Raw genomic sequence first — 15,594 nt, forward strand, 5'->3', positions numbered from 1 at the left:
GCACCGACCGGGCCGACCTGATCGACGGACCCACCGCCCGCGACCGGCGCGGGACCGGTCCGGCGGTGCCCGGCGCGCCCGAGCGGCCCGTGGCGGCCAGGTCTAGGGTGGAGCCGTCGGCGCCGCCGGGAGTGGTACCGGCCTTGCACGGCTGGAGGTACCTCGCATGCCGGTCGGTCGGGTGCCGCAGGGCGGGCGCGGCACGGGTTCCGCGTTCGTGGGGCGCGACGCCGAGCTGCGGCACCTGGTGGGCCTGCTCGAAGCACCTCCCTCCGTGGTGATCGTGGAGGGCGAGGCGGGGATCGGGAAGTCCCGGCTCGTCCTGGAGGCGTCCGCGCTGCTGCGGGCCGACGGGGTGGGCGTGCTGGAGGGCGGGTGCCATCCGCTGCGCGAGCCGCTGCCGTTCGGACCGGTGGCCGACGCGCTGCGCGAGGCCGTTCCGCGGGCCGCGCAGGCGGGTCCGCTGCCCCGGGTGACGGGCGCGCTGGCGGCCCTGGTGCCGGATCTCGCGGACCTCCTCCCCGAGCCCGCCGGCGAACCGGAGGCGGTGGGGCAGCGCCCGACGGTCGCCGCCGGGGTCCGTGCCGTGCTGGCCTCGGTCGCACCGGTGGTGCTGGTGGTGGAGGACCTGCACTGGGCGGACGAGGCGACCAGGGACCTGCTGCTGCTGCTCGCCCGGGACCTCCCCGCGCAGGCCGCGCTGCTGCTCACCTACCGGGCCGGGGACCTGCCGCCCGGCGTGCCGCTGCTCGGTGCCCCGTACAGCCCCCCGGCGGGCACGGCCGGCACGGAGATCGCCCTGGCCCCGCTGGCCGAGGCGGACCTCGCGGCGATGGCGCGCGGCGCACTCGGCGCGCGGGCCACGCCCGAGCTGGTCAGGGCCCTGCTGCACCGCAGCGGCGGCCTGCCGCTGGTCATCGAGGAGGACCTGCTGACGCTCGCCTCCACGGACGTGCGGACACCGACGGAGCTGGGGGTGTCCCGGAGCCTGCGGGAGATCATCGGGCAGCGCCTGGACCGGCTCCCGCCCGCGGCGGCGGCCCTGGCCGGAGGAGCCTCGGTGCTGGCGGTGCCGGCCTCCGAGCGGTTGCTCGGGCGGATGGCCGGACTGCCCGAGGAGGAGACGGCCGACGCGCTGACCGGCGCACTGGCCGGGTCGGTGCTGCACGAACTGGGCCCGGACCACTACGGGTTCGCCCATGTGCTGGCGGGCCGGGCGGTGTACGAGTCGCTGCCCGGGCCGGTGCGCACGCGACTGCACCGCAGGGCGGTGGAGGCGCTCCGGGAGCTGCCGGAACCGCCGCTGGTGCAGATCGCCCACCACACCCGCCGGACCGGGGACGTGGCGGAGTGGCTGGAGCAGGCCGAGGCGGCGGCCGTCCGGGCGGAGTCGATGGGAGACCTGGGCACCGCCGCCGACCTGCTGCAGCAGGTGCTGGAACAGCCGGGTCTGGCGCCGGAGCAGGTGGCCCGGGCGGCTCTCGCGCTGGCCCGGGCGACGCAGTACGGCACGGACTACGGGCGCACCGTCGCCTCGATGCGGCGGATCCTGGCCACCCCCGGGTTGCCGGCCGCCACCCGGGGCGTGATCCGCAGAAACCTCAGCATGGTCATGTACAACCAGGGCGGGGACCGGGCCGGCTTCGCGGAGCTGAGGAAGGCCGTGCCGGACCTGGAGCAGGGGCCGCCGGAGCAGCTGGCCCGCGCCCTGGCGATCCTCGCCTCCCACGCCCCGGACGGCGGCACCGCGGCCGAGCAGACGGCGCTGCTGGAGCGGGCGACGGCGCTGGTCGCGGACAGCGAGGACGAGGACAGCCGCTCGGTCGTGACCTCCAACTACCTGAACGCGCTGGGCGAGCACCACGATCCGCGGGCACCGGCCCTCCTGGCCGGGCTGCCCCGGGTGCACGACAACCCGCATCTGGTCCGCTCCACCGTGATGACGCTCAGCAACGCCGTCGAGTTGACCCTCAACGGGGGCGACGACGAGGCGGCGGCCGACTACCTGCGGGAGGCCGGCGCGCTGGCGGCGCGCAACGACATGTCGCTGATGGTGATGTACACCGACTCCTACCGGCTGCTGCTGAGCTGGCTGGCCGGCGAGTGGGACGGCTTCGACCGCGAGGTGGAGGACTTCCGCCACCGGTACGTGCCGAACCCCCTGGTCACCGGAGGCCTGCTCGGCACCGCCCAGGGGGTGGACGCCGCGGCGAAGGGCCGTCACGCGCAGGCCGTGGCCCATCTGGAGACGGCGCTCGCCCAGGACGGGGCGACGACGACGAGCATCCCACCCGCCGCCGCCCTGGCCCGCGTCCGGCTGGCCGCGGGCGACGTCGACGGCGCCTGGCAGGCCCTCACTGGTCCGCCCGACATGCTCGGGTTCGTGGTGCGGCGCGAGTGCTGGACCCACTCCTGGGACCTGGTGCCCACCGCCGTCGAGATCCTGCTCGCCCGCGGCGAGCGGGCCGAGGCCGAGGAGCTGGCCGGGCAGCACGCCGCGGGCATCGTGGGCCGGTCGGCCCCCGGAGCGGTGGCGGAGGCCGCCCTCTGCCGGGGCCTGCTCGCCCTGGCGGAGCGGCCCGCGGAGGCGGCGGCGGAATTCGACCGGGCGCGGGCGCAGTGGCTGGGCCTGGGCCGCCCCTACCCGGCCGCACTCGCGGGCGAGCGGGCCGGCGCCGCCCTGGCCGACACCGACCCGGCGGGCGCGACCGCGCGGCTGAACACCAGTGGCGAGGTCCACCGGCGGCTCGGGGCGACCAGCCACGAGGCGCGCTGCCTGCGCCGCCTCAAGGACCTCGGCCAGGTGCCCGCCCCGCACATCGGCCGCCGGACCGGCTACGGGGACCGCCTCTCCCCCCGCGAGCAGCAGGTCCACGACCTCCTCGTCCACGGCGCCACCAACAAGGACATCGCCGCCGCCCTGTTCCTCTCCCCGCGCACCGCCGAGCACCACGCCGCCGCCGTCCTGCGCAAGCTCGGCACCACCCGCGAGCAGCTGGCCCAGCCTCAGGACCCCCTGTTGCCGTAGCGGCGGGGCGGTCCCGGCGGCGGTGCCCTCGCCCGGCCGGGGCTCGTCGCCGTGGAGAACCGCCGTGTCGGAGCCCGGTGGCATGCTCACCGGCCATGGACACCCAACAGTTCTGGCAGCTGATCGAGGAAGCCCGTTCGCAGGTGCCGACGCCCGACCACGGCGACTCCGTCGTCGAGCGGGCGACAGCGCTGCTCGCGCTCCGCCCGGTCCAGGAGATCGTCGCTGTTCAGCGGATCCTCGGGAGCCTGATGGCCGACTCCTACCGAGCGCCCCTGTGGGGCGCCGCCTACCTGATCAACGGGGGATGCTCCGACGACGGGTTCGACTACTTCCGCGGCTGGCTGATCACCCAGGGCCGGGAGACGTTCGAGCGCGTCATCGCCGATCCCGACGCGCTCGCCGGTCTTCCGGCGGTCCGTGCTTACGCCAGGGACGGGCTCGACATCGAGTGCGAGGACGCCCTGGGACTGGCCTGGTACGCCCACCGGGCGGCGACCGGCGAGGACCTCCCCGGCGAACCGTCCACCTGCCGCCTTCCGGAGCTGGACCCGGACTGGGACTTCGACTTCGAGGACGGCGACGAGCTGGGCCGTCGGCTGCCCCGTCTGGCGAAGCTCTACGCGGACTAGCGTCACGGACGGAGGGGTCGTCACCGACCCACGTGCCGATCCCGACCGGGGGGAGACCGGGCGGCCGGCGCGCGGCAGGGCACCGTGCGCCGACCGCCTCGGGCATCGGCCGACGGCGTCGGTCAATGGCATCAGTCGATGGCGTCGAGGACCTTGCCCAGGTCGACGAACTTGAAGCCGGTCGCCTCGCGGTCGCCGTCGCCGGGGGTCTCCTTGCCGTCCTGGACGACCAGCAGGCCCTTCGGGTACTTGGAGCCGAGCGGCTCGTTGAGGGCCGCGGCGCCGTCGCAGACCTCGGAGCCGTCGAGGGTGGTGGAGGCCGCCGTGATGCGGAAGGCGCCCTCGAACTCGTTGTCGTCGTCACGCTCGCGGTCGTAGGCGACGAAGGTGTTGTCGCCCTGGCTGGAGGCCAGGAGGTAGCCGTCGCCGTCCGGCTCGGTGACCAGGGTGAGCCCCTCGACGTCGGCCGTCAGACGCTTGCCGCCGTAGCCCGGGTCGGCGCCCGGAGCGCACTCCTCGGTCCCCGCGTCGTACGTGCCGGGCACGCCGTACTCGCGCACCTTGTCGATCAGCTCCGGCGTGCCGGTGAGGCCCGCGTCGATGCGCCAGATGCCGACGTCCTCCTGCCCCGCGTACAGGGTGCCGTCCGCGGGGTCGACGACCATGCCCTCGACCTGGGGCAGTTCGCCCGGTTCGGCACAGGGCGTCCAGGAGGTGCCGTTCGGCAGCCGGAAGGAGGACGGCAGGTCGATCGTGCGCACCTGGCGGTAGTCCACCGTGCCGTTCGGGGTGGCGATCAGCTCCAGCAGGGCGATGCGGGTGCGATTCCGCTGGCTGACCACCGCGTAGGAGCGGCCGGTCTTCCGGTCCGTCCAGGTGGCCAGGCCGTAGGCGGTCTTCTGGCCGTTGATCTCGGCCTGGTCGGCGGAGAAGACCGGGCGCGCGGCGGGGTCGGTGATGTCGGTGAGGGGGCCGCCGGCCCTGTCCCGGTCGATGCGGTAGATCCGCAGCCGGTCGTTGCCCCGGTCGCTGACCACCGCGATGTCGGCGCGGGCGCCGGACAGTTGCAGGCCCTGCACCAGGTCGACGTTGTTGAAGCGGCCGGGGGCGTCGTCGGCGCCCGGACCGGCGGGCGCGGGGATCGACTGCACCTCACGGGCGTCCAGGTCGTAGACCCGCAGGCCGCCCTGCTTCGCGGTGGCGACCACCAGGCTGCGGCCCGGGTCGGCGCTGTTGCGCCAGATCGCCGGGTCGTCCGCGTTGGCGTCGCCGCCGGCCTCGTCGTCGTACAGCGGCGCGGTCTCGGCCTTGGGCCGGACACTGCCGATCGAGGAGGCCCGGGCCGGGAGGGAGACGGAGGCCGCGAGGGCCGTGCAGAGCACGAGCATGGAAGTGCGAGCGACAAGTCGTATCGTCATGGTTCTTCCTTGATGAGGGGTTTGCCCTGACGAGGAAGAAGTTCGCGGACGCATCTGTCATGCCCACATCCAGATGGTATCCGATACCTGAACTCGCCGCGAAGAGTCCGGGGCGCCGGATTCGCCCGGGCGGACGCCGGCCCGAAGGTGGCCGATTCCCGTCCGTCCGGCCCCCGGAGATCGAAGTCGTCGGCGAAGTCCTGTGTGAATTCGTTGGTTTCTGTTTAGTCTTGTGCTCACTGGCGGGCCGCCCTCGGGGCCCCACGCTGCAGTGCCGCAGCAGACTCTCCCTCCACTTCCCACCAGAGAACGCTGGTTGACGACCCACATGCAGACACTCCCCTCCCCACCGGACGCGGCCGTGCGGCCCGACCGGTCGTTCAGCACCCCGGCGGTCGTCGCGTCCTGCATCGGCTTCGTCCTGATCGGAGCCCTCCAATCACTGTACGGACCGGCCCTGCCCGCCCTCCGCCAGGAGTACGGGCTGTCGCCGTCGGGTGCCGGACTCGCGCTGAGCGCCCACTTCGTCGGGGGCGTCACCGGGGTCCTCGGCTTCGACCGGGCCTTCGGCCGGATCGGCAACCGCGCCCTGCTCGGCCTCTCCTACACCCTGATGGCACTCGGCAGCGTCGCCTTCGCGTTCTCCCCCGGCTGGCCGCTCGCACTCCTCGGCGCCCTGGTCACCGGCTTCGGCTTCGGCGGCATCGACTACGGCCTCAACCAGCTCTTCGCGACCGGCTTCGGGCGGCGCGGCCCCGCCATGCTCAACATCCTCAACGCGCACTTCGGCATCGGTGCGATCGCCGGCCCGGCCCTGATCGGCCTGTTCGGCGCCGACCGCTACCCGGCCGTCTTCACGGCCTTCGCCGTGCTGGCGGCGCTGCTGCTGATCCCGCTCGGCGGCGTGCGCGACCGGCACCCGGGGGACTTGCCCGCCGACGCGGCCGCGGACCCCGCGAACGCCGCGGGCCCGCGGGCCCGGCGGACCGCCACCCTGCTCACCGTCTTCGTGGTGCTCTACGTCCTGCACGTCGGGGTGGAGGCCGGGGTCGGCGGCTGGGAGCCGACCCATCTGGAGGCCGTGGGCCACAGCGCCGCGTTCGCCGCCTCGGCGACCTCCGTCTACTGGCTGATGCTGACGCTGGGCCGCTTCCTGGTGGCGCCGCTGACGCTGCGCTGGTCGGAGCCCGTCATCATCGCCGTCAGCTGCGCCGGCACGGCTCTCTGTCTGCTGGCCGCCGTGCAACCCGGCCTGGCCCCGTACGCGTACGCGGGCGTGGGCCTGTTCATCGCACCGATCTTCCCCACCGGACTGCCCTGGCTGCGGCGCGCCGTGCCCGCGGCCCGGCGGGCCGGAGCTCTGGTGATCGCCGCGTCGATGGTCGGCGGGGTGGCGGCCGGCCCGGCCCTCGGAAAGGTCATCGAGCTGTTCGAGGTACGCGCGGTGCCGGCCGTGCTGTTCGTCCTGGCCGCGGTCTGCCTGGCGGCCACCTGGTGGCTCACCCGGGCCACCCGCGCCGCGGCCGGGGCCTCCGGCGGCCCCGCCTCGCCGCTCGGCTGACCCGCCCGCCCGCACCGCACCGCCGGGTGGCGACCTGCTCCGGTGCGGCACCGAGGGCGCCGGACAGCGTCCCGAGGGGCATGTGCGGGATCCTGATCACCGCAGCCTCCCACGTCGTGCCTCAGGCGGACGGCCGGTGCCGCCGCAGGGCCTCGTCGACGGTGGCGCGGACGGTGAACAGCGCGTCCGTCTCGGTGAGTTCCAGGGTCCGCACGGTCCGCGGCGACGGGGCGACCAGCACCAGCGGAACGCCCTCGGCCAACGCGCGCCGGCGGGTGGCAAGGAGCAGGTTCAGGCCGGTGGAGGTGAACAGCTCGACACCGGACAGGTCGACGGCGAGCAGGGCCGGGCGGCCGTCGAGGGCGTCCGTGAGCGCCCGGGCCGCGACGGGCTCGCTGTCCAGGACCAGGTCACCGGCGAAGACGCAGACGACGGCGTCACCGATCCGGACGGTCTCCGATCTCAGGCCGGCGGGCACGGGGCCCTCCTCAGGCCGGGGAGGCCGACTGGACGGGCGCACCGACGGCAGCGACGCCGGTGGCGGGCTCGGGGAACGCGGCCGCGATCCGCTCCAGCCCCTGCCACAGGTCGAGCGCCCGCTCGCGCAGTCCGACGGCGCTGCTGCCCGTCTCCACCGCACCGAGGTAGGCGTCGATACCGGTGACGGCGTGGCGCACCTGCCGTCGCAGCAGCTCGACCCGCCCCGCGTGCTCGCCCTGCTGGCCAGGGGCGCCGATGTGCTCGGCCACCAGGTGTTCGAGCCGCGCCAGTCCTTCCCTGCTGATCGGGTCCACGCGCACCACCTCCGGTCGGACGACCGCCGCGCGGATCCGCTGCGGGAGCGGCACGGGGCGGCTGTCCCTCCACTGTTCGCCCGTTCGGCAGACCTGTCAACCATTGCACGAATTCGCTGTCGTGTTTTGCCGGTCGTGAAAGATCTGTCCGGTAAAGATCCGCCCTAAGGTGGAGGGATGGAGAACGGCGCGGACACCGAACGGCAGTGGACCTTCCTGACCAATCACGCCCGCGTGCTGGTCCAGATCGCCCGCGACCCCGGCATCCGGGTGCGGGACATCGCGAGCCAGTGCCTGCTCACCGAGCGCGGCGTGCAGCGCATCATCACCGACCTCGAACAGGCCGGGTACTTGAGCCACGAGCGCCGCGGGCGCACGAACCACTACAGCGTCATCGCCAGCAAGCAGCTGCGCCACCCCGCCGACGCCGGTCCGACGGTCTCCGAACTCCTCGCCACCCTGCTGCGCTGGCCCGCCGACGGGCACCGCACCGAGGCGCCCCCCGCACCGGCGCCCGAACCGCCCGCCGTGCACTGAGGCGGGTGCCCGGCGGCCGGAGCCCTGCCGGTCCGGGACACGCCGGTGCCCGTCGGCCGGAACGGCGGACGGGCACCGGCAGCGCGGGGTGCGGCGGCTACCAGCGGTACCACCGGCCCCGGCCGCCGGTGGCGTTGGTCCCCCGGGCGATGAAGCCGAGCAGCCAGAGGGCGAGGACGACCAGGCCGACCCACCACAGGACCTTCACGGCGAAGCCGAGCCCGAACAGGAGGAAGACGAGCAGCAGGACCAGGATCAGACCGAGCATCGTACGGACTCCTCACACTGTGGGAATGGTTCGCGGCTCGGGTGCCCCGGTCCCGCAGGATCATGCACCGCTCCGGTCGCACCGCTTCCGTCGGGCACCGCTCCCGTCGTGCACCGCTTCCGTCGTGCACCGCTCCGGTCGTGCACCGCTTTCCGCCGGACCGCCCGGCCGCCGGCCCGGTGGAACGGGGAGCGCCCACGGCCCGGGCGCACGAACGAGCCGGTGCCGGGCTTTCCGGTTCCGGTAAGGACTGGGGTAGCCTCCCAGGCGGTACGTGCCTGTGTAGCCGGTCGGCCTCGGTGCCCCCGGCGCCGGGGTGGGCTCTAGAGAGGCGACGTTCGATGGCTGGCACAGCAACGCCCGACGGCTCGCGCGGGAGCGCGAGTCCTTCCGCCACCCAGGTCGGCGTGCCGGAACTGCGGCTCCTGCTCGCCGGTCTGACGGCGGTGCGCGACGGGGACTTCGGGACTCGGCTGCCGGACGACGCGGACGGTCTGCTCGGCGAGATCGCGACCGTGTTCAACGGCATGGTCGACCAGTTGTCCCGCTTCACCTCCGAAGTGACCCGGGTGGCCCGGGAGGTGGGCACCGAAGGGCGGCTCGGCGGTCAGGCGCAGGTGCCCGCCGTCTCCGGGACGTGGGCCGACCTCACCGACTCGGTCAACGCGATGGCCGGCAACCTCACCACCCAGGTCCGGGACATCGCCCAGGTCGCCACCGCGGTCGCGAAGGGCGACCTCTCGCAGAAGATCACCGTCGACGCGCGCGGCGAGATCCTGGAGCTCAAGAACACCGTCAACACCATGGTCGACCAGCTGGGCAGTTTCGCCGGCGAGGTCACCCGGGTCGCCCGCGAGGTCGGCACCGAGGGCATCCTCGGCGGCCAGGCCGACGTGAAGGGCGTCTCGGGGACGTGGCGCGACCTCACCGACTCGGTGAACTCCATGGCCGGCAATCTGACCGGCCAGGTCCGGGCGATCGCCCAGGTCGCCACCGCGGTGGCCGACGGCGACCTCTCGCAGAAGATCACCGTCAATGCCCGCGGCGAGATCCTCGAACTCAAGAACACCATCAACACCATGGTCGACCAGCTGAGTTCGTTCGCGGGCGAGGTCACCCGGGTCGCCCGCGAGGTCGGCACCGAGGGGCGCCTCGGCGGCCAGGCCGACGTGCAGGACGTCTCCGGGACGTGGCGCGACCTCACCGAGTCCGTCAACGTGATGGCCGACAACCTCACCGCGCAGGTCCGTTCGATCGCCTCGGTGACCACCGCCGTCGCCCAGGGCGATCTGACGCAGAAGATCCGGGTGGACGCGCGTGGCGAGATCCTGGAGCTGAAGGAGACCATCAACACGATGGTCGACCAGTTGTCCGCCTTCGCCGACGAGGTGACCCGGGTCGCGCGGGACGTCGGCACCGAGGGCAACCTCGGCGGCCAGGCCACCGTCCGGGGCGTCTCCGGCACCTGGAAGGACCTCACCGACAACGTCAACGTGATGGCCTCCAACCTCACCGGCCAGGTCCGCTCGATGTCCGACGTGGCGACCGCCGTCGCCCGCGGCGACCTCTCCCGGAAGATCACCGTGGAGGCCAAGGGCGAGGTCGCGGCCCTGGCCGACGCCATCAACACCATGGTCGACACCCTGTCGGTGTTCGCCGACGAGGTCACCCGGGTCGCCCGCGAGGTCGGCACCGAGGGCACGCTCGGCGGGCAGGCCCGCGTCCCGAACGTCGCCGGGACGTGGAAGGACCTCACCGACAACGTCAACTTCATGGCCCACAACCTCACCAGCCAGGTCCGCAACATCGCCCAGGTCACCACCGCGGTGGCCAACGGCGACCTCACACGCAAGATCGACGTCGACGCGCGCGGCGAGATCCTGGAACTCAAGACGACCATCAACACGATGGTCGACCAGCTGAGCTCCTTCGCCGCCGAGGTGACCCGGGTGGCCCGCGAAGTGGGCAGCGAGGGACGGCTCGGCGGACAGGCCGAGGTCGAGGGCGTCTCCGGCACCTGGAAGCGCCTGACCGAGAACGTCAACGAACTGGCCGGCAACCTCACCCGTCAGGTGCGCGCCATCGCCGAGGTCACCAACGCCGTCACCGCCGGCGACCTCACCCGCTCGATCACCGTCGACGCCTCCGGCGAGGTCGCCGACCTCAAGGACAACATCAACTTCATGGTGGAGTCCCTGCGCGAGACCACCCGCGCCAACGAGGACCAGGACTGGCTCAAGACCAACCTCGCCCGCTTCTCCGCGCTGATGCAGGGCCGGCGGGACCTCGGCGTCGTCGCCGAGTCCATCATGGACGAGCTGACCCCGCTGGTCTCCGCGCAGTGCGGCGCCTTCTACCTCGCCGAGGAGACCGACGACGGGACGGTGCTGCGCCCGGTCGCCTCCTACGCCTTCCCCGGCGACGCGTCCCGCTCCGGCGACCCGTCCCGTCCCGGTGGCGCGTCCGGGCCCGGCCCGTTCCGGCTCGGCGAGTCCCTCGTCGGCCAGTCCGCCCGCAGCCGCCGCACCATCGCGGTCGACCAGCTGCCGCCCGGCTACCTGTCCGCCACCTCCGGCCTGGGCCGCACCGACGCGCTGGCCCTGATGGTGCTGCCGATCATCGTCGAGGACCAGGTCCTCGGGGTGATCGAGCTCGCCGCCGTCCAGCCGTTCACACCGGTGCACCGCGACTTCCTCGGCCAGCTGATGGAGACCATCGGCGTCAACGTCAACACCATCGTCGCCAACGCCCGCACCGACGAACTGCTCGGCGAGTCCCAGCGGCTCACCGCCGAACTCCAGGCCCGCTCGGAGGAGTTGCAGGCCCGCCAGGAGGAACTGCAGGTCTCCAACGCCGAGCTGGAGGAGAAGGCGGAGCTGCTGGAGGCGCAGAAGAGCGACATCGAGGCGAAGAACCTGGAGATCGAGCAGGCCCGCCAGGAGCTGGAGGACCGCGCCCACCAGCTGTCCGTCGCCTCGAAGTACAAGTCTGAGTTCCTGGCCAACATGAGCCACGAACTGCGCACCCCGCTCAACAGCCTGCTGATCCTCGCCCAGCTGCTCGCCCAGAACCCCACCCGGAACCTCACCGCCAAGCAGGTCGAGTACGCGGGCATCATCCACTCCGCCGGCTCCGACCTGCTCCAGCTCATCAACGACATCCTCGACCTCTCCAAGGTCGAGGCCGGCAAGATGGACCTCAACATCGAGACGGTGCCGCTGGCCGCCCTGGTCGACTACGTCGAGGGCACGTTCCGCCCGATGACCGGCCAGAAGAGCCTGGCCTTCGCCGTGCGCACCGGCGACGGCGTCCCCGCCGAGCTGCGCACCGACGACTACCGGCTGCGCCAGGTGCTGCGCAACCTGCTCTCGAACGCCGTCAAGTTCACCGCGCAGGGCGGCGTCGACCTGCGCATCGAGGCCGCCACCGAGGCGGAGCTGCCCGACGGGGTGCGCCGGGACGGCCAGGTGGTCGCCTTCCGGGTCACCGACACCGGTATCGGCATCGCCCCGCAGCACCTGGAGACGGTGTTCGGCGCCTTCCAGCAGGCCGACGGCACCACCAGCCGCAAGTTCGGCGGCACCGGGCTCGGCCTGTCGATCAGCCGCGAGATCGCCTACCTGCTGGGCGGCGCGATCACCGTCGGGAGCACCCTCGGCCAGGGCAGCACCTTCACCCTCTACCTGCCCACCGCCCGGCCCGACCTGTCCGAGCCCGCCCAGGCGACCGCCGCGGCCGTCGAGCCCGTCGGCGGTCCGCCGCGCGCCGACGGCCCCGCGGTACCGCTGCCCGCCCGCCGCCTGCTGGTCGTCGAGGCCCGCGCCAACGGGCTGCTCGGCCTCGTCGCCGAGAACGCCCTCGCCGAACTGCCCCGCACGGACGGCCGCGAGGTGGAGATCGTCACCGCCGTCGGCATCCACGAGGCCGCCGCCACCCTCGCCGACGGGCCCTGCCACTGCCTGGTCCTCGACCTCGACCTGGCCGACGGCGCCGCGCTCGCCCTGCTGAAGGACATGGACGGCGACCCGGCCCTGCAGTCCGTCCCCGTGCTCGCGCACCGCAGCCGCGTCGTCGCCACCGACGACGAGCTGCTCACCCGCGGTGCGACCCGGCCGCTGGAGATCCTCTCCAGCCTCGACGAGCTGCGCGAACGCGTCGCCCTGCACATGAGCGCCGAGCGCCCCGAGGACATCCGCCCGCGCACGGCCCGCACAGCGCCGGCCTGGGACCCCGACGCCGACCCGAGCCTGGCGGGCCGCACCGCGCTGGTCGTGGACGACGACGACCGCAACCTCTACGCGATCACCGGGATCCTCGAACTGCACGGGATGAACGTGCTGCAGGCCGAGAACGGGCGCGCCGCACTGGACGCCCTGACCACCCACGCCGCGATCGACGTCATCCTGATGGACGTGATGATGCCGGAGATGGACGGGTACACGGCCACCGCCGCGATCCGCGCGATGCCCGAGCACGAGCGGCTGCCGATCATCGCGGTCACCGCCAAGGCCATGCTCGGCGACCGGGAGAAGAGCCTCGCCGCCGGAGCCAGCGACTACATCACCAAACCGGTCGACGCCACCGACCTGATCGACCGGATCAGGGACCAGCTCACCGCCCGGGCACTGAACCCCGGACACAGCTGACCCGCCCCCCGTCCGTCAGGAGACCGCCGTGCACCAACCCCACGACCAGCCCGCGGACCATACCGCGGGGACCCTCCCCCTCACCGGAACCCCCACGGTCGGACCGCAGCGCGAGCCCGCGGACGACCGGCCCGCGGACGACCGGCCGGACGACATCCGACCGGCCCCCACCGCGGTCACCCGCCTCGCCGCCACCGTGGAGAACCTCCGCGCGGAACTCGCCCGCGCCCGGGCCGACGCCGCCGGCCGGTCCCTGGTCGAGATGGCCGCCGGCGTGCTGGTCGAACGGCTGCGCTGCGGCCCCGCGGAGGCGGCCGCCCAGCTGACCGCGCTCGCCGAACAGGCCGACGTCCCCGTGCTGGAGTTCGCCGCCGAACTCGTCAACCAGGTCGCCGCCGACCGGATCTCCGCCATCGCCCGCGAGTTCGTCTCCTCCTCCGTGGACCGTTCCGAGGAGGCCGCGGACCGGACCGAGGAGGCCGCGGTCCGGCTGCGCGCCGCCGAGGCGCACAGCCTGGCCGCCGGCGACAGCGAGTCGGTGGCCCGCTCGATGCTCGCGACCGCGCTGCGCCCGCTGGGCGCCGTCGCCGTCGCGATCTGGGCCGCCCACCCCGACCAGTCGCTGACCCTCGAAGGCAGCGCGGGCTTCGGCGAGGCCGAGGCCCGCCGCTGGCGGTACGTCCCGCCCGGCGTGTCCACCCCGGCCCGGCGGGCGCTCGACGAACGGGAGACGGTGGTCTTCCCCTCCCTCGTGCACGCGGCGCTGCCCACCGTCGGCCAGCACGAGTACACCGGCGGACGCATCGCGGTACCGGCCGGGACCGGCGGGCGGCTGATCGGCGTGCTGGAGATCTGCTGGCCCACCGACCTGCCCCCTCGCTCCCAGTCGCTCCAGCGCCAGTTCGAGGCACTGGCGGAACTGTGCGCCACCACCCTGGAGACCTGGACCGAACCCACCGGCCCCAAGCGGACCGACCGCGAGTTCGACGAGCTGCAACGGCTCACCGACGGCGTCCTCGACCCGTGCCTGGTCCTGCGGCTCGCGCCCGGCAACGCCGAACTGCCCCTGGAGTTCGCCGTCCGGCACGTCAACCCCGCGTTCGTCGACTTCGCCGGCCGGCCGAACAGCGCGGTCACCGGCGCGCGCCTGCTGGAGGCCTACCCGCTGGCCGCCGAGGCCGGCGGCCTGGCCGAGAAGGTGGAGCACGTCTTCGCCACCGGCGAGCCGTTCCGCACCGCGGACATGCGCCTGGCCGCCACCGTCGACGGCATCCCGCTGCTCGCCCGGGCCCAGGTCAGCATCAGCCGGCACGGCCGGCACGTCGTGGTGATCTGGCGGCTCGACGACGGCACGCCGAGGGTGGCCCGGCTGCTCCAGCACGCGCAGCGCCTGGGACGGATCGGCGGCTTCGAGGAGAACGTCCAGACCGGCCAGATCGCCTGGAACGAGACCCTGTTCGACCTGCACGGCCTGCCCCCCACCGCCCGGCCGATCGCCCTGGACCGGCTCCCCGAGCACGCGCACCCCGACGACCGCCCGGCGATCGGCCGGTTCCTGCGCACCCTGCTGCACCACCGGCGCCCCGCCGCCACCGCGTTCCGGCTCCAGCGGTCCGACGGCGTCGCCCGCCACATCCGCGTCGTCGCCGAACCGGTGCACGACGAGAACGCGGCGCTCACCACCGTGCGCGGCGCCTACCAGGACGTCTCCGCCCAGCACTGGACCGAGGTCGCCCTCGCCGCCACCCGCGACCAACTCGCGCACAGCGAGCAGCAGGCCGCCGAACGCAGCCGCCTCGCCCTCCAGCTGCAGCACGCCATCATGCCGCCCGCCCGCGGCCCGCTCACCCTGCACGACCTCCAGGTCGCCGTGCGCTACCGCCCCGCGGAGAAGGACCACCTGATCGGCGGCGACTGGTACGACACGCTCGCCCTGCCCTCCGGCGAGATCCTGCTGTGCGTCGGCGACGTCGCCGGGCACGGCATCGAGGCCGCGACCGGCATGGTCGCCCTGCGCAACGCCCTGCGCGGCCTGGCGGCCACCGGCGCGGGTCCGGCCCAGCTGCTGACCTGGCTCAACAGCGTCACCCACCATCTCACCGACAACGTCACGGCCACCGCCGTGTGCGCGCTCTACCATCCCGGGACCCGGCGGCTGCGCTGGGCCCGGGCCGGCCACCTGCCGCCGGTCCTGCTGCGCGAGGGCCGGGCCCGCGCCCTGCCGCAGCCGGGCGGGATCCTGCTGGGCGCGCTCGACCACGCCGACTACGAGGAGTCGCACCTCGACCTCCGGGTCGGCGACACCCTGGTGATGTTCACCGACGGCCTGATCGAACGCCGCGACGAATCCGTCCAGGCCTCGCTGAACAGTCTGCTGTCGCTCAGTGAGAAGACCTCCCTCGCCAAGGACGGCGCACCCGACTCGCTGGAGAGCCACCTGGACCACCTGTTGCGCTACAGCAGCGCGGACACCGACGACGACACCTGCCTGGTCGGCATCTCGGTCGACCGGACCTCCTCCGGCGCGCCGGAGGGGTGAGCGCAGGGGACCGGCCCGCGGCTCCCCCGAGGCTCCTTCACGAAGGGCTGTTCACGAAGGGCATTCACAAGGGGGCTCCACGGAGAGGCTCCATGTGGACGCTTCGTGAAGAGTTCTTCACGAAGCCTCCACGCAAGGAGCAGGAGTGGAAATCGCGGGAGCGGGTAACGG

The 15,594-nt window shown here is 73.6% G+C and carries 10 protein-coding genes; 6 read left to right on the forward strand and 4 right to left on the reverse strand.

Annotated features, from left to right (window positions below):
- Positions 1-166 precede the first annotated feature (166 nt).
- Together ACW14Y_RS01495 and ACW14Y_RS01500 are read left to right on the forward strand one after the other, a co-directional pair.
- The gene (locus ACW14Y_RS01495) at positions 167-3,028 is read left to right on the forward strand and encodes an ATP-binding protein (protein WP_456985596.1); all 2,862 of its coding nucleotides are present in this window, start codon (positions 167-169) and stop codon (positions 3,026-3,028) included.
- 95 nt (positions 3,029-3,123) lie between these two features.
- Positions 3,124-3,660: a DUF4240 domain-containing protein gene (locus tag ACW14Y_RS01500; RefSeq protein WP_456985597.1), complete on the forward strand. Its 537-nt coding sequence runs from the start codon at positions 3,124-3,126 to the stop codon at positions 3,658-3,660.
- A 131-nt stretch (positions 3,661-3,791) separates the two neighbouring features.
- Here ACW14Y_RS01500 and ACW14Y_RS01505 read toward each other — a convergent pair whose 3' ends face one another.
- Positions 3,792-5,078, reverse strand: a complete 1,287-nt coding sequence (locus ACW14Y_RS01505; protein ID WP_380307924.1) for a phytase — start codon at positions 5,076-5,078, stop codon at positions 3,792-3,794.
- A 328-nt stretch (positions 5,079-5,406) separates the two neighbouring features.
- Here ACW14Y_RS01505 and ACW14Y_RS01510 point away from each other — a divergent pair, with 328 nt between their 5' ends.
- Complete coding sequence (locus ACW14Y_RS01510; RefSeq protein ID WP_456985598.1) at positions 5,407-6,639, forward strand: MFS transporter; 1,233 nt, start codon at positions 5,407-5,409, stop codon at positions 6,637-6,639.
- Positions 6,640-6,760: 121 nt separating this feature from the next.
- Here ACW14Y_RS01510 and ACW14Y_RS01515 read toward each other — a convergent pair whose 3' ends face one another.
- Both ACW14Y_RS01515 and ACW14Y_RS01520 read right to left on the reverse strand, forming a co-directional pair.
- Entirely contained in the window at positions 6,761-7,117 is a 357-nt protein-coding gene (locus ACW14Y_RS01515) for an STAS domain-containing protein (protein WP_456985599.1), read from the reverse strand.
- Between the two features lie 10 nt (positions 7,118-7,127).
- Positions 7,128-7,487 carry a hypothetical protein gene (locus tag ACW14Y_RS01520; RefSeq protein ID WP_456985600.1) on the reverse strand — a complete coding sequence of 120 codons (360 nt, stop codon included), beginning with the start codon at positions 7,485-7,487 and terminating at the stop codon, positions 7,128-7,130.
- 123 nt (positions 7,488-7,610) lie between these two features.
- On the opposite strand from ACW14Y_RS01520, the gene ACW14Y_RS01525 reads away from it, so the two are divergent.
- Entirely contained in the window at positions 7,611-7,970 is a 360-nt protein-coding gene (locus ACW14Y_RS01525) for a helix-turn-helix transcriptional regulator (RefSeq protein ID WP_380307916.1), read from the forward strand.
- Between the two features lie 97 nt (positions 7,971-8,067).
- On the opposite strand, the gene ACW14Y_RS01530 is transcribed toward ACW14Y_RS01525, so the two are convergent.
- Complete coding sequence (locus ACW14Y_RS01530) at positions 8,068-8,238, reverse strand: hydrophobic protein (protein ID WP_380307914.1); 171 nt, start codon at positions 8,236-8,238, stop codon at positions 8,068-8,070.
- A gap of 341 nt (positions 8,239-8,579) precedes the next feature.
- On the opposite strand from ACW14Y_RS01530, the gene ACW14Y_RS01535 reads away from it, so the two are divergent.
- Positions 8,580-12,884 carry a HAMP domain-containing protein gene (locus ACW14Y_RS01535; RefSeq protein WP_456985601.1) on the forward strand — a complete coding sequence of 1,435 codons (4,305 nt, stop codon included), beginning with the start codon at positions 8,580-8,582 and terminating at the stop codon, positions 12,882-12,884.
- 28 nt (positions 12,885-12,912) lie between these two features.
- Positions 12,913-15,423: a SpoIIE family protein phosphatase gene (locus ACW14Y_RS01540; RefSeq protein ID WP_456985602.1), complete on the forward strand. Its 2,511-nt coding sequence runs from the start codon at positions 12,913-12,915 to the stop codon at positions 15,421-15,423.
- Positions 15,424-15,594: the final 171 nt, after the last annotated feature.

The organism is Kitasatospora sp. cg17-2, from assembly GCF_054031055.1.